The sequence below is a fragment of the Pseudoalteromonas sp. 68 DY56-GL68 genome, assembly GCF_041414825.1.
Taxonomy (GTDB): domain Bacteria; phylum Pseudomonadota; class Gammaproteobacteria; order Enterobacterales; family Alteromonadaceae; genus Pseudoalteromonas.
Genome location: NZ_JAOCZL010000006.1, coordinates 806,773 through 826,751 on the forward strand (window position 1 = coordinate 806,773; position 19,979 = coordinate 826,751).

16 protein-coding genes are annotated in these 19,979 nt (G+C 40.2%); 10 read left to right on the forward strand and 6 right to left on the reverse strand.

From position 1 onward, the window contains the following. Window positions 1-53 precede the first annotated feature (53 nt). Entirely contained in the window at window positions 54-959 is a 906-nt protein-coding gene (locus tag NYF15_RS04395; protein WP_237119094.1) for a LysR family transcriptional regulator, read from the forward strand. A 16-nt stretch (window positions 960-975) separates the two neighbouring features. Here the strand turns inward: NYF15_RS04395 and NYF15_RS04400 are convergent, their stop codons facing one another. Next, on the reverse strand, window positions 976-1,593 hold the full coding sequence (locus NYF15_RS04400; protein WP_371352972.1) for a LysE family translocator: 618 nt from the start codon (window positions 1,591-1,593) through the stop codon (window positions 976-978). Window positions 1,594-1,698: 105 nt separating this feature from the next. After that, a complete protein-coding gene (locus NYF15_RS04405; RefSeq protein ID WP_130152400.1) occupies window positions 1,699-2,457 on the reverse strand; it encodes an SDR family NAD(P)-dependent oxidoreductase in 759 nt (252 codons plus the stop codon). A gap of 29 nt (window positions 2,458-2,486) precedes the next feature. Here NYF15_RS04405 and NYF15_RS04410 point away from each other — a divergent pair, with 29 nt between their 5' ends. Beyond that, window positions 2,487-3,476: a LysR family transcriptional regulator gene (locus NYF15_RS04410; protein ID WP_371352911.1), complete on the forward strand. Its 990-nt coding sequence runs from the start codon at window positions 2,487-2,489 to the stop codon at window positions 3,474-3,476. On the opposite strand, the gene NYF15_RS04415 is transcribed toward NYF15_RS04410, so the two are convergent. The 3 genes from NYF15_RS04415 to NYF15_RS04425 all read right to left on the reverse strand — a co-directional run bounded on the left by NYF15_RS04415 (window position 3,450) and on the right by NYF15_RS04425 (window position 7,063). Next, on the reverse strand, window positions 3,450-3,746 hold the full coding sequence (locus NYF15_RS04415; RefSeq protein ID WP_371352912.1) for a YciI family protein: 297 nt from the start codon (window positions 3,744-3,746) through the stop codon (window positions 3,450-3,452). The two genes, NYF15_RS04410 and NYF15_RS04415, sit on opposite strands and share 27 nt — an antisense overlap. A gap of 126 nt (window positions 3,747-3,872) precedes the next feature. Then, the gene (locus NYF15_RS04420; RefSeq protein ID WP_371352973.1) at window positions 3,873-4,334 is read right to left on the reverse strand and encodes a nuclear transport factor 2 family protein; all 462 of its coding nucleotides are present in this window, start codon (window positions 4,332-4,334) and stop codon (window positions 3,873-3,875) included. A gap of 275 nt (window positions 4,335-4,609) precedes the next feature. Further along, on the reverse strand, window positions 4,610-7,063 hold the full coding sequence (locus NYF15_RS04425; protein WP_371352913.1) for a prolyl oligopeptidase family serine peptidase: 2,454 nt from the start codon (window positions 7,061-7,063) through the stop codon (window positions 4,610-4,612). 152 nt (window positions 7,064-7,215) lie between these two features. Here NYF15_RS04425 and NYF15_RS04430 point away from each other — a divergent pair, with 152 nt between their 5' ends. The 5 genes from NYF15_RS04430 (at window position 7,216) to NYF15_RS04450 (ending at window position 13,344) form a co-directional block, all read left to right on the forward strand. Next, window positions 7,216-8,223, forward strand: a complete 1,008-nt coding sequence (locus tag NYF15_RS04430; protein ID WP_371352914.1) for a LacI family DNA-binding transcriptional regulator — start codon at window positions 7,216-7,218, stop codon at window positions 8,221-8,223. Further along, window positions 8,220-9,440, forward strand: coding sequence for a glycosyltransferase (locus NYF15_RS04435; protein WP_341804621.1), 1,221 nt, complete (start codon window positions 8,220-8,222; stop codon window positions 9,438-9,440). The genes NYF15_RS04430 and NYF15_RS04435 overlap by 4 nt, the downstream gene beginning before the upstream one ends. A gap of 149 nt (window positions 9,441-9,589) precedes the next feature. Continuing rightward, window positions 9,590-10,816, forward strand: a complete 1,227-nt coding sequence (locus NYF15_RS04440; RefSeq protein WP_083515266.1) for a threonine/serine exporter ThrE family protein — start codon at window positions 9,590-9,592, stop codon at window positions 10,814-10,816. Window positions 10,817-11,036: 220 nt separating this feature from the next. Further along, on the forward strand, window positions 11,037-11,663 hold the full coding sequence (locus NYF15_RS04445) for a LysE family translocator (protein WP_130152406.1): 627 nt from the start codon (window positions 11,037-11,039) through the stop codon (window positions 11,661-11,663). A 262-nt stretch (window positions 11,664-11,925) separates the two neighbouring features. Continuing rightward, window positions 11,926-13,344, forward strand: coding sequence for a serine hydrolase domain-containing protein (locus tag NYF15_RS04450; RefSeq protein WP_371352915.1), 1,419 nt, complete (start codon window positions 11,926-11,928; stop codon window positions 13,342-13,344). Window positions 13,345-13,826: 482 nt separating this feature from the next. Here the strand turns inward: NYF15_RS04450 and NYF15_RS04455 are convergent, their stop codons facing one another. After that, window positions 13,827-14,543, reverse strand: coding sequence for a hypothetical protein (locus tag NYF15_RS04455; RefSeq protein ID WP_371352916.1), 717 nt, complete (start codon window positions 14,541-14,543; stop codon window positions 13,827-13,829). 165 nt (window positions 14,544-14,708) lie between these two features. On the opposite strand from NYF15_RS04455, the gene NYF15_RS04460 reads away from it, so the two are divergent. The 3 genes from NYF15_RS04460 to NYF15_RS04470 all read left to right on the forward strand — a co-directional run bounded on the left by NYF15_RS04460 (window position 14,709) and on the right by NYF15_RS04470 (window position 19,904). Beyond that, window positions 14,709-15,512 carry a response regulator transcription factor gene (locus NYF15_RS04460; protein ID WP_371352917.1) on the forward strand — a complete coding sequence of 268 codons (804 nt, stop codon included), beginning with the start codon at window positions 14,709-14,711 and terminating at the stop codon, window positions 15,510-15,512. 87 nt (window positions 15,513-15,599) lie between these two features. After that, a complete protein-coding gene (gene tyrS, locus NYF15_RS04465) occupies window positions 15,600-16,859 on the forward strand; it encodes a tyrosine--tRNA ligase (protein ID WP_371352918.1) in 1,260 nt (419 codons plus the stop codon). A 483-nt stretch (window positions 16,860-17,342) separates the two neighbouring features. Continuing rightward, window positions 17,343-19,904 carry a TonB-dependent receptor gene (locus NYF15_RS04470; protein ID WP_371352919.1) on the forward strand — a complete coding sequence of 854 codons (2,562 nt, stop codon included), beginning with the start codon at window positions 17,343-17,345 and terminating at the stop codon, window positions 19,902-19,904. The last annotated feature ends 75 nt before the right edge of the window (window positions 19,905-19,979 follow it).

The following is a 19,979-nucleotide window of genomic DNA, read 5'->3' on the forward strand; positions in this document are numbered from 1 at the left end:
CCCTATTTCTACAATTTACGATTTCTTAAAACTGAATTAAGAAGGCCTGAACAATGAACTCAAAACTAGTTAAAACATTACGAGTATTTTCTCGAACAGTTGAAACAGGCAATATGAGCAGTGCCGCAACAGAGCTGGCAATGACCACATCTGCGGTAAGCCAACACATCAAACATTTAGAACAAGAGGTTGGGTTAAGTTTATTTAATCGAAGCCCAAGAGAATTGACCCTAACAGAAGCTGGGCATGTGTATTATCAAAGCTGTTTGAAAATGCTCACACTGGCAGAACATGCCAGTAGTCAATTGCAAAATTTGCAAAGAAATCCAAGTGGGGAGCTAAAACTTGTTGCGCCGGTAGGTTTTGGCAGTGGTTTATTGAGTGAGCCGTTAAAACAGCTGATCCATCAATTTGATGATTTAAGTATTCAGCTTGTTTTAACAGATGAACCCGTCGATATGATCAAATCTGGTGCTGATTTGGCCATTGCAATCGGCCCTTTAACAGACTCTAATTTAGTGGCTCGTAAACTCGCAACATGGCCACTTAAATTATGCGCCCATAAAGATCACCCGCTCAGCAAAATTCAGCACGCAACATGGAATGATCTTGAATGCCATGCCAGAGTTTCCCATATCAGCGCCGACAGTAATGCATTCAATGCACTTACCCTTGACAGTAAACCATTACCTAAGGCAAAAATTATCGTCAATAATATGCAAGGTCTTACCAAGCTAGTGTGTGATGGCGTAGGTTATGGTGTACTGCCTGAGCCTGAAGTGAGAAGTTTATTAAAAAGCAAAGAGCTTATAGAAATTGCTCCTGAGTGGTCTTTACCTGACTATACTGTGTTCGCCGTTACACCCGCTAGAGATAGCCTTGCAGCGAAAACAAAAACAGCAATCGAGACACTAAAGCAATGCTTTAATCTCGTAACCAACGATAAAGAGCTCATTTAATTAGAAAAGTGTATGGTTAGCCCAAAGCTAACCATACACCAACAACCATCATCAAAGCACCGGCAATACGGTTCAACCACTTAACGTTATCGCCTTTATCTAAAAACACCCGCAAGCTCTTACCACCTGTGGCATAAATAAGCATACAAATAAACTCACTAAGCATAATAATACTCAGCAATATAGCTAACTGAGGTGCAACGGCGGCATCAACATTAATGAAAGGGGGCAAGAGTGATATCATAAATGCCCACCCCTTAGGATTCGCTATCGCAGTAATAAACCCTTGCGAGAATAATTGGCTACGCGCTATTTTCTGCTCAGCCTCGTTGCCAAGTTTAAAGCTTGTTTTTGCGCGCCACATATTGATGCCAAGGTAAATAAGATAGGCCCCTCCTAAGTATTTTAAAACAGCAAATAACTCAGGGTAGTTAAGCATTATACTGGCAACTCCAATCACTGCAGCAATAGCAACCACTGCAACACCGAGCACTTCACCTACCATCATCCAAAGAGTACGTCTAACGCCTACACTCATACCGAGTGTCATGGCAAGTGTCATACACATTCCTGGCGTAATAGAAACAAAGAAAAAGGTCGGAATAAAAACCGCGAGTACTGCCAAATCGAGCATAAATGCAATCACATGTTCGTTGCTTAAAAAGAGAAGGCGATTAAATCACATTCATTTCAATAAGCAAACAAACACGCGATCACTGACATCACACTAGTTTGAGGATTATAAAAACATGCCACCCGATGCTTCAATACGCTGTCCGGTGACCCAACGATTTTCATCGCCGAGTAACTGCGCAATCATAGGACCGATATCATCCGCTTGACCAACTCGCCCCATAGCGGTAAATGAACTTACTAATTGCGCAACATCTTCATTATCACGCACAACACCACCCCCAAAATCAGTGGCAATTGCGCCAGGTGCAACGACATTCACCGCAATATTACGCCCTGCAAGTTCTTTTGCCATGTATTTGGTCATGACCTCAACAGCCCCTTTCATGGTGGCGTAAGCTGCCTTACCTGGTAACGCAAATCGTGTCAGCCCTGAAGATAAGTTAATAATGCGCCCGCCACCGCTTATCATCTCATGCAGTGTTTGCGTTAAGAAAAACACTCCTTTTACATGTACATTCATCAAATTATCAAACATGGCTTCACTGGTATCAGCAAATGCACTGTCACTACCATGACCTGCATTATTGATTAAATAATCAAACCGAGATGTTTGCCATTGTGTTTTTAAAATGCTTTCAAGTGATTGTTTAAATTCAGCAAAACCTAAAATATCGCTAACATCAAGTTGCATAGCCACTGCTTTTGCCCCCAGCGCAGCGACTTCCTCTACGACTTGTTGCGCTTCATCTTTATGGCTTCGATAAGTAAACACACAATCAATATTCTTACGTGCCAAACTTAATACCGTATTTTTACCTAAACCGCGATTACCACCTGTGATCACTGCAATTTTGTTGCTCATCGTTGTTACCTTTTTGCTTTGAAGTAATTTTGAGCAACCAGTATATTTACACTGAAAAACTAGATAAACCATGTAAAATTGAATTAACTGTTCGTAAAAAACAAACAATCATGAATGAACTTAATGCCATGAAAACCTTTGTTCAGGTAGCTGAGCTAAAAAACTTTTCAGCTGCAGCACTTGCACTGAGCATGCCTAAGTCGTCTGTCTCGCAGTTAGTTAAACAACTCGAAGATACCCTAGGTGCTCGGCTCCTAAACCGCACAACAAGGCGGGTTACACTCACCAACGAAGGCACTGTTTTTTATCAGCGATGTAAAGATATGCTTGCTGATATAGACGAACTACAAACTCTATTTCATAAAAATGACGAAGCGTTATCAGGGCGTCTTAGAGTAGATATGCCACAACCAATTAGTCGGCGTTTAGTACTGCCGAATCTAGAGCATTTTTTATCTGCACACCCACAATTAGAGATTGAACTAAGTAGTTCAGACAGGCGTGTGAACTTAATTGAAGAAGGGTTTGATTGTGTAGTGCGAGTCGGTAATTTAGAAGACTCATCGCTGATCGCTAAAAGAATTGGCCACTGCCCGATGATCAACTGTGTAAGCCCAAGTTATATTAAACAGCATGGCAACATCACTAAACTGGCTGATTTAGCCGAGCACTACATTGTTCGCTATAGCCAAACACTCGGTCAACTTGACCCAGGCTTTGAATACCAAGATACACAAGGCGATTGGCAAATTCTAGCCATGAAATCGCAGCTCACAGTTAACAATACGGATGCCTATAGAGCAGCGTGTTTAGCAGGGCTTGGCCTTATTCAAGTGCCACGCCATGGAGTTATCGATGAGCTTAACCGAGGTGAGCTCGTACAAGTTTTACCTGACTATAACTTGCCGCCCATGCCAATTAATATCGTCTATCCGAATCGACGTCATTTACCAAGGCGTACTCGGGTGTTTATTGATTGGTTAAGCGAGCAATTACAACCTGTTATCAAGCAAAAATGATAAGCGTTCATCAGCTTTAGACGGCGTTAACTCAATGATTTTAGGTTTAACTATATTTTCGATTACAAAAGGATCTTCAGCGACAATTTCTTCGATCTCCTGCTTGGAAACATCGACTGCAATAAGGCCGCCGCCTGCGTTAGGCTGTAAGCTTCCAGATAACACAAAGATACCTTTATCGAACCCCGACTGGAGCCATTTTTTATGGCTCTCCATGAAATCTTTAGCTTGAGATTTATTATCTGAGAACGTTAGTTGAATTATAAACATTTTTTATTCCCTTTACGTATTACTTGAATTCACTTTCAAAGTACCAGAACTATTTAAAGCACATAAAAATACTAACTTTCATATGATGCTAGTTTAGAAGAACATAATATATTTTGTATATAAACATTACTCATGATACTTACGAATTACCGCAACTTTATCATCTTCTAGTTCAAGCACTTCCATCATTGTTTGAGAATATTCAATCGGCTGTTTACTTTGTGGGTGTACACCTTTTGCATAATTTTTGTATCGAATCGCAATGGCTGATTTGTTAAAAACAAATACGTCTAATAACGTCGCTTCATATTCAGTATGTGCTCCCAAATAAAAAGTCATCCCCTTTCTCATCGACTCTTTGCCATCAGGTAATCTAGAATCATCAACAACATAAGGTAAATGGGAATGCCCAATATCGTCTGTTAGTAAAGACAGGTATTTTTCTAACTCAACACTAGATGCATTAGGAGACTGAGTAGCTGTCATAAGCTTGAAATATGTTTGTGCGAATTTTTCCAAATCTAACTCTTTAGAAGCTAAAGAAAAAGAAGAGGTTAATAATAAGGTAAGCAATAAAATATATTTCATTAAAACTCCATTTTTTAAAATAAACTTAATATCAAGCCAATGGGCTTTTTCCATATCTAGCTCAATTTAATCTTAATACCTTTAATAACTAATTATTAATACCAGAAAATCTTACCTCTATCTACAGCAAATAAATGGCAAATTGATATTTGGCTAATGTAGTAACAAAAACAACTCATTAAATCGATTTCTTTACTTTGAAAGAAACTTTACAACCATAAATACAAAAATCCCCGCTTCGAGGGGGGGGATTTTTAATATAAACATTTAACTCATTACTGAGTGACACTTTCTGCGGCAGCTGGCTCTACGGGCTCTTCTTCACTTAGTAAGTATTTATCAAGCCATTGCTCTTGCTCCCAAAGCACATGCAATAGGCTCTTACGAGCGCGATAGCCATGAGCCTCATACGGCAGCATCACTAAGCGGGCTTCTTTACCAAGACCTTTTAGTGCGGCGTACATACGCTCACTTTGCATTGGGAATGTACCTGAGTTTGGATCTTCTTGACCGTGGATCATTAACATTGGCTCATTGATTTTCTCAGCATGGAAAAACGGTGACATAGCCGCATACACATCTTGGGCTTGCCAAAAATCACGCTCCTCACCTTGGAAACCAAATGGCGTTAAGGTGCGGTTATAAGCGCCACTGCGAGCAATACCTGTCTTGAATAAATCACTATGAGCTAATAAGTTTGCCACCATAAAGGCACCATATGAGTGACCAGCTATAGCAATGTTATCTTTATCTGCGATGCCCCTTTCAACTAACACATCAACCGCAGCTTTAGCACTTGCCACCAGCTGTTTACGAAATAAATCATTCGGCTCTTTGCCATCAACACCCACAATTGGCATTTTCGGGTCGTCAAATACCGCAATCCCTTTTGCAAGGTAAGGCATTGGCCCCCAATAACCAATATAGGTAAATTGATAAGGAGACTCACGTACCTGTGAAGCAACCGCTTTATCTTTATATTCAAGTGGATAAGCCCACATTAACACAGGTAATGTGCCTTGGGTTTTATCATAGCCTGGTGGCAGGTATAAGGTACCACTTAGCTCAACACCATCATCACGCTGATAACGAATAAGCTCTTTTGTGACCCCTTTAAACTCAGGATAAGGATGCTCAAACGTCGTTAGTTGTGTCAGCGTATCGTCGTCTAAATCACGGATAAAAAAGTTAGGTTGCTCGGTTTTAGATTCTCTAATGGTAATGAGTCGCTCACCTTCATCATCCAGCATCGCACGAATACGTTCATAATAAGGTGCAGCCGATTGCCAAATACGCGTTTTTGAGTTTGTTTTTACATCATAACGATCTAAGAATGGGATATTCCCCTGTTCAGATGCCCCATTACCACGTAGGAAAACATAACGCCCGCCAACGACTTTTATAACACTTACACCGAGATCGTTTCGCTCATAAATGGGTTTACCTGGATCTTTGTAAGCATCGTTATAGCTGCGCTCTGAAAATAACACGCGATTTCGATCAGCATTGCGCGGCTGAATAACGTATGTGCGTAACTGCCTATCACTAAAGCGCCATTCAGATAACAGTGCAACATTATTATTGCCCCACTCTATTGAATCAAAGCGACGTTCGACTTTAGCAAATAATTTTGGGTCACGTTTAAACGGTGCACGCAAGCTATAAAGATAGTCATGATGAGGCACGTCTGTTTTCATATCGCCGCCATCTTGCGCCTGTGCCCAAATAACTTCTGCACCTTGATCTGCACGCCATTGAAACTCACGAGGACCAGTACGAACACTGTCATAACCTTGTGGGATGTTGTCTGCTAGCGGCTGCTTAGCAAGCTCAGCTAACGTATACCCTCGCATACCCCATATTTGCCATGTGGCTGCAAACCGGCTGTAAGGAACTTGATATGAGAATGGCTCATCAATCATGCCTACTAAAATATTGGTTGAATCAGGTGAGACTGAAAATGATTTAATTAAGCCTGGTTGGCCAATCGGCTGTGCCTGACCGCTAAGCGGAATATAGGTAAGTTGGCTTTGTCCATAAAACTTAAATTGCGCCTCATCAAATGGGCTACTAAGTAAATTTTGATACGTACGCGCAGGGGCTTTTTCACCGCTGCTTTGTTGAATAACGGGTACTGCCCCCGTTGTGTCATTCGAAAGGCGTGCTTTGCCTAAATTAACGGCTGCATTAGCAACCAACGCGCTGCTATCTGGTAGCCAACTATAGGGCGAACGAGTAAGCACTGAGTTTAAAGCGGTGTCACTTAACTGCCTTGCTTGTTTAGTACTGACATTATAAACCCATAAGTTTGCAGCAGACGCTTGTTCTACAACGAACGCTAAATACTGGCTATCGCTAGACCAACTTGGCGCGCGAATAATGCCTTGAGGTAACCCCGTTACGTCTATTTCGGTGCCTGTTTCAACATGCTTTAGAACGATATTTGTAAATTTTGTTCGCTCTCGAGAACGTGAGAAATTAGCAGGGTTAAGCTTTATACCCGCTAACTTAAGCTCTTCTTTTGACAGGTCTTGTAATGTTTCAATGCGTTTTCTATCGAATAACGCCAACCACTGACCATCATTTGATAGGTAGCTACTGGGCGCTAATTTAGCATCAACAACAGCCGCAAGAGCTGGTGACGGAGTTTGGTATCCTTCGTTGGCAAAACTGGAGGCACTAACGGATACGCCAATAACTAGCGCAAAAAGCAATTTAAATGCTTTCATATCGGTTCCTTTTTCGTTTTTATTCTCGATAATCTAGACAGTTTAGGGCAATTCATAAAGAGTTTCGACTCTTTTAGCTGCCAATCAGTGACTTAAACCTGAAAATTACGCTAAAATAAGCGTACTCTTTTCACTACTTCTCGCTAAATATAATGATTAAAAAAACAGGCAAAGTCACAATTTGGGATGTTGCTAAAGAAGCTCAAGTATCCAAATCTACCGTGTCTTTAGTCCTAACAAACAGTGATAAGGTCAGTAAAAAAAGTAAGGATAAAGTACTTAGCGCAATTGAAAAGCTGGGGTATGTATACAATCGTGATGCAGCGGCACTAAGAAGTAAACGCTCAAACCTGGTTGCCCTTGTCATTAATGACTTAACTAACCCCTATTCTGCGCAACTGGCAGTGGGCCTTGAAAAGCATATTTTAGCTTTAGGTATGTTGCCTATGTTGGTAAACATTGCTGAGGATGTTGAAAGGCAAAAACAAGTTGTAAAAACATTAAAAGAATATAATGTTGCTGCTTTTATCATGTGTCCGGCTCCTGGCACTGAGCAAAGCTGGCAAGATGATCTAATAGAAAGCGGGTTTCCTGTTATTAATATTATGCGTGAGATCCCATTTTCTGCAGCCCCTTGTATTCTGCCGGATAATAAAAAAGGCACGCATGTAGCCACCTCCCATATTCTGTCACAGGGTATTGAAGACATTGCTTTTTTAGGTGGCACTAGTGAAATATCTGATTACCATGAACGGTTAAGCGGCTTTTTATCGGCTTTAAAACAATTTAACATTCATGATGAAAAATGCGTCATTGAAGCCCCCACTAATCGTCAAGGTGGACGCGAAGCGTTCGATAAATTGATTACGCAAGCACCCTGTACACAAGCAATTATTTGTTTTAATGACGTGATCGCATACGGCGTTATTGAAGCTATGCGCCAACATGGCCTTGAGCCTGGAAAAGACATCAAGGTCGTTGGCTTTGACGATCTTGAAGACTCACGCTTGATGCTGCCTTCTTTATCAACCATTGCTATCAATGCTGATGAAATAGGCAAAAGAACCTGCCAAGTACTCAACGAATTGCTCAATCAGTCGACTCCCCCTGTTCGAACCTTGGTGGACGTCAACCTACAAATAAGAGACTCAAGTAAATGAAAAAAGTGTTAGTGATCGGCTATGTGTGGCCTGAGCCAAATTCCTCAGCAGCCGGCACACATATGATGTCATTATTGCGGGCTTTTCGCAGCGAAGGTTGGCAGGTTGAATTTGCAAGCCCTGCACAAAAAACAGAACACATGGTCGACCTCAGTGATGATGGCATTAGTACACAGGTTATTGCACTAAATTGCTCAAGTTTTGATGACTATGTGCAATCTTATAATCCCGATATTGTTATGTTTGACCGTTTTATGATGGAAGAACAATTTGGCTGGCGTATTGATAAATACTGCCCTAACGCTCTGAAAATTCTCGACACTGAAGACCTTCAATGTTTAAGAAACGCCCGCCACGAAGCACATAAAGCAGGGCGCGAATTTACCACAGCAGATTTACACAGCGATATTGCAAAACGTGAGATTGCCGCCATCTTGCGCTCTGACATTAGTTTGATCATTTCACACTTTGAAATCCAGTTACTGAATGACGTATTCAACGTTGATGCAGCCTTGCTCCATCACCTCCCCTTTTTAGTTGATTTAACAACATTGCCCCTGGCCACTAAATCATTCAGTGAGCGCAAACATTTTATGACGATAGGTAATTTTCGTCATGCGCCAAATTGGGATGCTGTTTTGTACTTACAACAGATTTGGCCGCTTATTCGAAAACAATTGCCTGATGCCGAATTACATATTTACGGCTCTTATCCACCACCCAAAGCAACGGCACTTAATAATCCAAAAACAGGCTTTTTAATTAAAGGCTGGGCTGAAGATGCCTATAAAGTAATGGAAGAGGCTAAAGTGTGCTTATCGCCACTACGTTTTGGGGCTGGGATCAAAGGTAAATTACTTGAAGCGATGATTATGCAAACACCGAGTGTCACCACCCCAATTGGCAGTGAAGGTATGCACAAAGATGAACCTTGGCCGGGTGCCCTATGCGAAAGTACCGAGCAGTTTGCCGACGCAGCGGTTGCACTTTACAAAAGCGAAGCGCAATTTACTCAAGCCCAACAACATGGGCAACAGTTACTGCAAAAATATTATGATAAATCAAAGCTTCAAACCCAACTAATCGCTAAAATAAAGGCCGTGAGTGAATCTCTTATTAGCCATAGGCAAGCAAATTTCACGGGGCAAATGCTGAAACATCACACTATGCGTTCAACACAATATATGGCGCAATGGATTGAGGCAAAAAATAAGTAAATTCCTCTTAAATATTACTAGACATAGCGGCGTTTGCCGCTAAAATCGCGCTGGAAAATTTAACCGATATTGTCTTTAGCAATGACTATATCTTATTGAAATTTGGTCTATCCTTAACTGAACAATTTAACCTTTGGTTCAAAACACCTTTGAAAAACGCAACGTTTACTGAAAAACGAAAATTTATCGTTAAGCTGGGTAAAATGCTCCATAAATATGGCACACCTGCTTACCGACTTGAAGCGCACCTAATGGAAGTTGCTACATACCTTGGGCTCAAGTCTTCCTTTGTTATGTCGCCCACATCCGTTACTTTTGTGATCTGGACAGACGGCCACGAAGAAGAATACACCCATGTTGCACGTGTAGATCCTGGCGATCACGATTTAGGCTCGCTGGCTGATACCGATGACTTAGTAAACAAAATGCTCAATGGCGAGTTAACGTTACAAGAGGTTGATAAACAGCTCGACATTATTTACACCATGCCTAATCCGTACAACAAATTTACCACAGGTGTCGCGTTTGCAACCTCTGGTGGTGCATTTGCAATGTTAATGGGCACCAGCTGGAATGACGTATTTTGGTCAGCATTACTCACGCTCATTGTTTATTTATTTGTACTTTGGTCAACACGTTCTAAACGTGTCGCTCATATGCTCGAACCATTAGTCGCAATCGTTTCAGCAATTTTAGCCTGTGCAATTAGTGTCTATCTTGATGCCGAAATAAACATACGCTTAGTAGTGCTTTCTGCCATTATTGTGTTTATACCTGGGCTTGCCCTTGCCCTTGGGCTCGCTGAACTTGCAGCAAGACACTTAGTATCTGGTACAGCAAGGGTGATGGACTCCTTTATGCTGTTATTTAAGCTTTATTTTGGTGCTTTTATAGGGATTGGAATTGGCTTTGCCCTCTTTGGACAAACAGACTTTATACAACCTGAGCCATTACCCAAGTGGACAGCATGGCTGGCTATTTTTATGCTGTGTAGTAGCCTAATTGTCATTTTTAGAACCAAGATTAAACATGCCGTTTGGTCTATTGCCTCTGGCTTTATTGCTTATGGAACCAGTATTGGCTCAGCAATGTATCTAGATTACACATTAGGTACTTTTGTTGGTGCACTTGCTGTGGGTGTGTTTAGTAATTTATTTAACCGTGTAGCAAATGCGCCTGCTTCTATTGTTGCTATGCAAGGCTTAATTGTATTGGTTCCGGGCAGTAAAACTTATATTGGTCTTAACTCATTAATTGAGGGTCAAGATTTTGTATATGCTGATCACATTGGTCAACAAACCTTTTTGATCTTCATGTCGCTCGTGGCAGGCCTTATATTCGCAAACGTTGCACTGCCACCGAAAAAGAGCTTGTAACACTATTAAGCCCTAGGTTTCCTGGGGCTTTTTGCCAAAAATAACTCACCAATATCAATACGAATAAAGGTTAAAAACCCTTTCCCCTATCGAGTTCTTCTTTACATTAGTCCATATAACTAGTTTACAAAAGCAGCATTCAATGAAAGTATAAATAAAGTACACATCGTCTTTAAACATATAGTTATTTGCTTTATTTGCCATGTAACAAGGAGGTTTCATGTTCCCACTCGAGGTTTTTGTAACTTATACACTTGCTTGCTTATTGCTCGTTATCTCTCCTGGGCCAGATAATTTACTCGCGATTGGACGAGGATTAAGCCAAGGTCGAATGGCGGCGGTTATGTCGGGAGTGTCTTCTGGTGCGGGTATTTTATTTCATGTTATTGCCGCTACTTTTGGCCTGACACTGTTAATTCAAACCTCTGAAGTCGCATTTTATGTCGTAAAACTAGTCGGTGCCGCTTACCTAATTTGGTTAGGTGTAAAAGTGCTACGTACGAAAAACCTCTTTTCATTAGAGCCTGCTAAGAAGCAATCTCTAACAACTATCTTTTCTACCGGCTTTCTCTCAGCTGCATTAAATCCCAAACCAGGGATCTTTGTTCTGGCATTTGTACCCCAGTTTGTGAACCCTAACTTGGGTTCAGTAACAATTCAAATGATTGGTTACGGGGTTTGGTTTGCGATATTAACAGCAATTGGCTTTAGCCTAATGGGTGTTTTTTCATCGCAACTCTTTAAATGGTTGAAAGATAAGCCCAAGCTAGTCTCAGGGCTAAATATTGGAGCTGGGGTCACGTTTGTTTCTTCAGGGCTGGCTGTCGCATTTATGAAACAGCGATAAATTGCTAGTAGAAGGTAAAAATGAAGTATTCAGAAGATAGCAGAAGGTATTTTCTTTACCGAGTACACAGTAAATTCGCGCATACATTTTTGTAAAACAAACATAGAGTTATTAATTTAGCATCATCTTATTATTGGTATTAACTAGCAGTTTTTGCACTTAATGAACGTCAAAATTAGTTCTTGCCGCGTAAAAGTAGTGGACGAAGATAAAACAACTAACACTATCTCCACTCTGTCTTTTCATCAGCAAAGGAATTTCAATGAAAACGTTTTTATTAATCATAACCACATTACTTTATTCTCTCCCCTCATTAGCGAATAAAGTGTTAGCTCCCACATTCATCAACGTATTTAATGAAGGCTCGCGCCTTGAGGTCATTGATTATGTTTCTAATAATATGTCTGAAAATGTAATAGAAAGGTTTGGTATTGATGCGCATGTAGGCGTCTTTCTAAACTCCCAAAATACCTATGGCGAGCTCCAGCTAGTAAACATTTTACCATCCGAAGGTAACAATGAAATAGTCGAAGTTATATCCAGCAACAATCAGCTAAAATACAACCTAATCATCAATAAAGAGGAGAACCCTCCTCATAAATTTAATTATTTCACATTACAAGACCCTGAATCCCAGGAAATACCTAAAAAGCCGATTTCTAAGCAAGAACTAAAAAAAGCACTGACTAGCTTTATAAATAACCTAGCTGCTAAAAATGCTTTTTCAGGCTCTGTCTTAGTCGCTAAAGGCCGTAACATCATTTATCAAGACGCTATTGGCTATGCGAATCGAACATGGCATGAAAAAAATGAAATAGATACACGATTTGCCTTAGGCTCAATCAACAAAATGTTCACTGCAATTGCGGCGTTACAGCTAATTGAGCAAGGGAAATTAAAATTTGAAGATAAGCTAATCCAGTATGTTGATAAGAGCTGGCTACCCAAAGAACACGCTGATTTGATCACTATCAGGCAGCTCATGACACATACATCAGGATTAGGAAACTTTTTTAACGACGAATTTAATCAAAGTAATAAAGAAATATACAGAGATCTAGCTGCATACAAGCCACTCATATCAAAGAGCAAACTGCTATTCAAGCCAGGTACACGAAACCGCTATAGTAACTCAGGAATGTTAATGCTTGGCTTAGTTATCGAAAAAGTCTCTGGCGAAAGCTATTACGAATATGTTCAAAAAAATATTTACAATAAAGCAAATATGCCTAATTCAGGAAGTTTCGAGCTTGATTCGGTAACAAATAACTTAGCGTCTGGTTATTTAAAAAGATCGTATAGCGACCACTGGGTAGACAGCCGTTACACCAGAGCGGTTAAAGGCAGCCCCGCAGGTGGCGGTTTTTCTACTCTCGAAGATTTACATAACTTTTCTCTGGCTCTAACCGAATTTAAATTACTCAGTAAAGCTTTTACCGAAGACGCTTACTCTGAGAAGACACAATATAACTCTGCTTTTTGGTATGGCTATGGTTTTTCTGTAAGTGGCGAGCCTAACAATCGTAAAGTAGGACACGGCGGTGCCTATTTAGGGGTTGATGCGCGTTTAGATATTCATCTTGATAGTGGATTCATTGTCGTCATACTAGCAAACCAATCAGATGTGGTCGCCCCAGTGAGAAGAAAAATTGACGAGTTAATCAGCCGTTATAATCTATAAGCTAAAGTTTCCAAACTCAATATATCTTTCTCAAACTGCTATTGTAGTTTTACACCAAACTTGATTAAAAAAGCCATAAGAATAAATAATCCTACGACTGCTAGAGATGAATATTTTATGGCTTTACATACCGACACTTTATCTTCTCGATAGTATTTAGTTCTGAATAGCTTAAAACCATTATAAATAGCACCTGTTCCACTGTAATAGCTTTTGAAAAGCTCTTTCTTTGCGTATTTTGGAGCTAAAATAAACAAAACTATTAAGAATAAAAATAGAGTCGCTGAAAGTATCATTAGAATACTAAGAAAATAATCTATCATTTCATCTTACCGGTAAGCACCCAACCATTACTCTTGATAAACAGTACTAAAAAGAGGAGGCTCGATTGTAGCCCTTGTATTAACGATTTACCTAGCTTTAAAGGCAAATAGGGAAAAACCAGGCTTATTCAAATTTTAAAAAATTAGCGTAGAATTTGGTTATTTCCGTGTTGTATTCATGCTCAGTTGTGCTAAAACATTGTCATATAACTTTAACCAACTGGTTTTGTAGCCCCATGTCTTATAAAAGCCTTCGTCACTTCTTGAAGCTTCTAGTATCTCTTTGAAATCGAACACATCAGCAAAGTTTTCTTTAGTAACATTAAACTTGCCCCACCCATTGTTTTCAAACACAATATTTTTTAGGTAACTAGACTTAAATTCATTAATAGCCGTTACTAAAACTTTTGAGTTGTTTAGCTTGGTTTCTAAAAATTCTTTTTCATTGTCTGTAAGCGCACCCGTTGCTTCTAATTTGCCAGATTGATTAATAGCAATTCCCCAATCTTTATCCGCTAAAGCTGGCTGCTGCTGACTTATATCTGACATCAGCCTGTCATAAGGCGACAACATCTTCTCCACAGCTTGTGGTACACTGCCACCTGGCAAATAAAGCTCCCCTAACGCAATCGCTTTTTCTCGCATCGCTTCATCAATTGTTTTGCTCAAATCAATCTTGCTAGCACTCATGGTAAGAGGCTTTGTGTATGTTGGTTCTGTTTCAGGTGTTGCGCTTTTTTGGAAAGTATCTGTTGCAAGCTTACTTAACTCATCATTTAAGCGAAGCTCAGCATCGACAGGTGTTGCCAATTTAACTTGTTGATTGTTTTTGCTTTGTTTTAAGCCAAACAACATAGCGCCAGGATTAATCTTCATAACACGTCCTTGATTATATAAGATAGATCTTTATCGGCTACATAAGCCATTACATTAGCTTATTTAAACTTTTACACCTCACATCACTCTCATAACACCCATCACTTTTAAAAATACTCCTCCCTGCGTTATGATGTACCGAGCGCATTATTACCTCTTAATCTCATGATAGAAAAAACATTTAATCAGTTACTCGCCGCTTCCATTTCGGCAATTAATTCAGTCACGTTTACGCCTAAGTTAGTGGCTTTTATCAATCATATTGTAAATTTTGATTGTGCTGTTATAACGGGTTTAAGAGGTAATAAACATCCAATTTATTTGTATGACTCAATTAAAGAGTCACGTGAGCTACTTTTTGAGCGCTACTTAACGGCATCGTTTCGTGATGATCCCTTTTATCAGATGATTTTAAGCAACAAAAAACAAGGGGTTCATTCTTTAAAGGATATCATGAACAATAAAGCTAAAATCTCCTCAACCGATTACTCACATTTTTACTTACAAACAGGTTGGCAAGATGAGCTTTGCCTCGTTATTGAGATAGAGCCTGAGCGCTGGGTCATTATTTACTTAGGCAAAACCAAAAAAGACCATGTATTTACTCGCGAAGATATAAACACATTAAAGTCACACTTTTGTCTAATTCAGTCACTATGTCAGCAACATTGGCTACAAGCAGAATTTCTTCTCGCTGAATCTTTATTGCAAACTGCGCTTCATACTGAGAAAAAACGCGAATTAATTAAGCATGCTCTATTCACTTTTGGTCAGCACTTACTTACAAAACGTGAAAAACAAATCGTAACCTTAATTATTCAAGGCCTTGATAGCCAAGAAATAGCAACCCAGCTTGGTTTATCTGAAGGCACAGTTAAAAACCACCGAAAACGCATCTATGCAAAATTACACGTGGCCTCATTAAGTGAACTTTTCCAGCTTTTCTTAAACCACCTAATTACGCAATAAACCTAAAACTGTCCCTTTTGAGACATACAAATCGCTGTTCTCTATCCGTACTCTGTCAACCTGATAGTAAAAATTAAGACAAGACAGATGACACTTATTCAACAATTAAATGATCGCGGGCTAATTGCTCAAGCCAGTAACATTGAACAGATGCAGCAGCAACTCGATGATGCACCTCAAACTGTGTACTGTGGTTTCGACCCAACTGCGGGAAGCCTTCATATTGGTCATTTAGTACCACTTATTATGCTTAAGCGCTTTCAAGACGCGGGCCATCAAGCAATTGCGCTTATAGGTGGCGCGACAGGTATGATTGGCGATCCTAGCTTTAAAGCTAATGAGCGCAACTTAAATAGCGAGCAGATAGTCACAGATTGGGTTAAGGCATTAACAAGCCAAATTCAAAATTTATTATTGCCTCATTTAGATAAACCCTTACTAACGGTTAACAATGCTGACTGGATTAAGGATATAGATGTCATCACTTTTTTCCGTGATGTAGGTAAGCACTTTTCTGTCAATAATATGATCAACCGAGAGTCAGTAAAACAGCGCCTGCACCGCGCTCAGCAAGGTATTTCGTTTACTGAATTTAGTTATTCTTTGCTGCAGGCTTACGATTACGCACAGCTAAATCGTCAGTATGGTTGTAGTATACAAATTGGTGGTAACGATCAATGGGGTAATATTGTCAGTGGTATTGATCTTACTCGCAGGCAAAATAGCGCTCAAGTCTTTGGCTTAACCTTGCCGTTAATTACAAAATCAGATGGCACTAAATTTGGAAAAACAGAAGGAGGCGCTATTTGGCTCGATGCAACAAAAACGTCTCCTTATGCTTTTTACCAATTTTGGTTATCAACAAGCGACGCTGATGTTTACACGCTTTTACGCTATTACACCTTTTTAAGCTGTGAAGACATTAATGCAATTGAACAACGAGACAAAGCAAGTACAGCTAAACCTGAAGCACAGCTGATACTCGCAGCAGAAATGACACGCTTTGTTCATGGTGAAAAAGAACTTAAAAGTGCACAGCGCATAACACACGCTTTATTTACAGGTCATGTTCAGCAGTTGAGCTTAAGTGAGCTAAAACAATTAGAACTCGATGGTTTGCCTTGCATAGCAAGTGCAACGCAAAACATGCTAGCGTTATTAGTAGAGACTGGGTTAGCTAAATCAAAGCGTATTGCGCGGGAACTAATAGACAGTAACGCCATTAGTGTCAATGGCAATAAAGTAACCTCAGATAATCAAGAGCTTGATTTTGGGTTATTTGACCAGTATTGGCTAATCCAACGTGGTAAAAAGCACTTTTGCTTAATTAAGCGACAAGGTGCCTAATAGCCTTCACTAAAATGCGGATAAACGTGCCTAAAACACGTTTGTTCGCGTCGCCACATTCACAAAGAACTGTTAATAATTACGAGTTCAAATAGCGAATATTTGCACACTTTTACATCTATAAGTTATGAATCATGCGCTAATTTTTACCTCAAAATTAATAAGTAAACTTAACTTATTAAAGAAACGAAACTTTTTTAAAATTAAAAAACACTGTTAATTCAATTAAATAAACTAGAAAAAATCATTTAATTTAATCTATTTTTAACATTTCACAACTTTTCAATCAGATTCAAGACTCCCCTGCATTTAAAAGCGTTTAATAGCCTCTCAAACTAAAAATGACAGCGCTGCCTAAAATCAGAGCAAGAAAAATAAGCAACATGAAGTTGCGTTAGTTTGACAACAATTCAGTGCTATGTGCATCCACACAAGTACAAACACAAATGATAAGACAACAGTTCGAATTCAAGGGGATCGACAATGTTAAGCTTGAACAAAAATAAATTAAGTTTAGCTATCAGCTTGTCATTGGTAAGTACGGGTATCAGTTTACCTGTATTTGCTAATGAGGCAGATAAAGCTACCACCGATGAAGTAGAAGTTATTCAAGTCCGCGGTATTCGCGGCAGCGTTGTAAAGTCACTCAATACAAAACGCTATGCAAACTCAATTGTAGATGCCGTTACATCAGAAGATATTGGTAAGTTTCCTGATCAAAATGTTGCCGAATCGCTACAACGTATAACGGGCGTATCAATGAGTCGCGCGTTTGGTGAGGGTGAACGTATTAGTATTCGTGGTACCTCAGAAAACCAAAACCGTACTTTATTAAATGGCCAAGCAGTTGGCTCTGCAGATTGGTGGGTCGATTCATCAGCAAGCAGGGGCTTTAACTATACAATGCTTCCTTCTGAAATAGTATCAGGCCTTGAAGTCTATAAATCACCTGAAGCCGACATTGATGAAGGTTCGATCGGTGGTACGGTAATTGTTAGAACACGCAAACCTCTCGATCTTGAAGCAAATAAAATAGCAGGCTCAGTGCTGATGCAGCACAGCGAGGTTTCTGGCGAAACAGACCCACAACTTGCAGGTCTTTACAGCTGGAAAAATGACAACGAAACGTTTGGTGCACTCGTCTCTGTTTTTAAACAAAAACGTAATCTTCGTCGCGATGGTATTGAAGCATGGAGCTGGACACACCGTGATGTAACCCTAGAAGATGGCTCTGTTATTGAAGATGTGTACACACCTGGTGGTGGTGGTTCAGCCATGTTCACCCAAGAAAGAATCAGAACAGGTTTCAATTTAACACTTCAATACCGCCCAACAGACGATATTGATATTACCTTCAATGCACTTGATTCAACCATGAAGGCCAATAATGCCAACCAAAACTTCCTTTGGTTACCTGGCTATGGTGGTTCACAATACACGTCTTTAGATGTTGTTGATCATGACAAGGTAGGTCGCTTCGCCCAAGCTGGTACCTTTGGTTTATCTGAAACAGGGAATAATGTTCTTGATGAAACAAAAGTTCGTAATTCAGAACTTAAAACCAATTCATACGATATTAAACTGGTTCATGAAGGCGAAACGTGGAAATCATCTTACCACATTGGTGTAACAGAAGGTTCGGGAGGAACTCAAACAGACCGAAGCGTTGGCTGGGAAGGTAACACGGTACATAGCTACAACGCGGCAAACACTGAAAGTATTGAAACAAGTTACGCCAACGATCCTGCCGATGGTAGTTTATGGAATTTAGGCTTTTTACGTTACGACTCAAATGATGCACTCGATAAAGAATACTATGCTCAAACAGATTTTGAGCGTGCAATTGATGTCGCAGTATTCAGTAAAATTAAGTTCGGTGTTAAATACCGTGATCACAAGCGTGAAAATGTTCGCTTGCAGTCACAGACTCGCACAGATCTAAACTGGAGCCTAGCCGACTATTCGAACCCTGCACCAAGCGACTTCTTATCGGATATTGGATCAAGCGGTACATTGCGTGATTATGCAATGACGGATCTTGGAAAAGTACGTCGTGATGGTGATGCCCTTGATTGGCAATATAACCTACTGTTCGATAGTAACTTTGCAATCGAAGAAAACATCTTCGCAGGTTATGTAAAAGCAGATATCGATGTGGAAGGTATGCGTGGTAACGTGGGTGTGCGTTTAGTTGAAACCAAACAAACCACAGGTGCCTATGTAGGACCTGCTGATGCTAAAGCGTGGCAAGAAGAAGAAACCAGTTACTTTGATATTCTTCCAAGCTTAAATTTAGCAATTGACTTAAATGACGACATGTTACTTCGTATTGGTGCTGCACGTGTTATGACGCGTCCAGACTACGCCGCAATGACGAATGCCACAACCTATAACACAGAAACTCGTGTAGGTACGGGTGGTAACTCAAATATAGACCCATACCGTGCAACACAATTTGATGTTGGCTACGAGTGGTATTTCGCTGATGCAGGCATTTTTTCAGCCGCTCTGTTCTATAAAGACTTACAGTCTACTTTAGGCAATAACACCCAAACCGAAATATTTAACGGTGTGGAAATTGAAATAAGCCGTCCGATTAATGGTCCGTCAGGCACATTAAAAGGAATAGAGCTTGGTTTCCAAACAGAAATAACAGAAGGGTTTGGGGTCGCGGCTAACTACACATTTGTTGATGGAGAGTCAAAAGACTTAGAAGGCAACGATGTGCTTATTCCTGGTATTTCTGAGCATACGTATAACATCAGCACTTACTACGAAACTGAACGTTTTGGCGGTCGAATTTCTTATAACTTCCGTACTGGTTACGACACAGGTCGTGCATGGCCTGGTTATCAAGATGATTACGGCCAAGTTGATGCCACTTTTAACTTTAATATCACTGAAAACATCACCGCTGTTTTCGAAGCAACCAACCTAACAGATGAGCATACCTTCAGCTATCAAGAGGAAGGCGTTAAGCAAGCACTTACAGGCGTATATGCTGACGGGCGTCGCTTTTCTGCTGGGGTTCGTTTCAATTTCTAGTCGACACACTTGCTAACACAGGTATCCGACTATCGCCATGGATGGTGAGCCTCAATGCCCTGAGGTCTTTGAGCG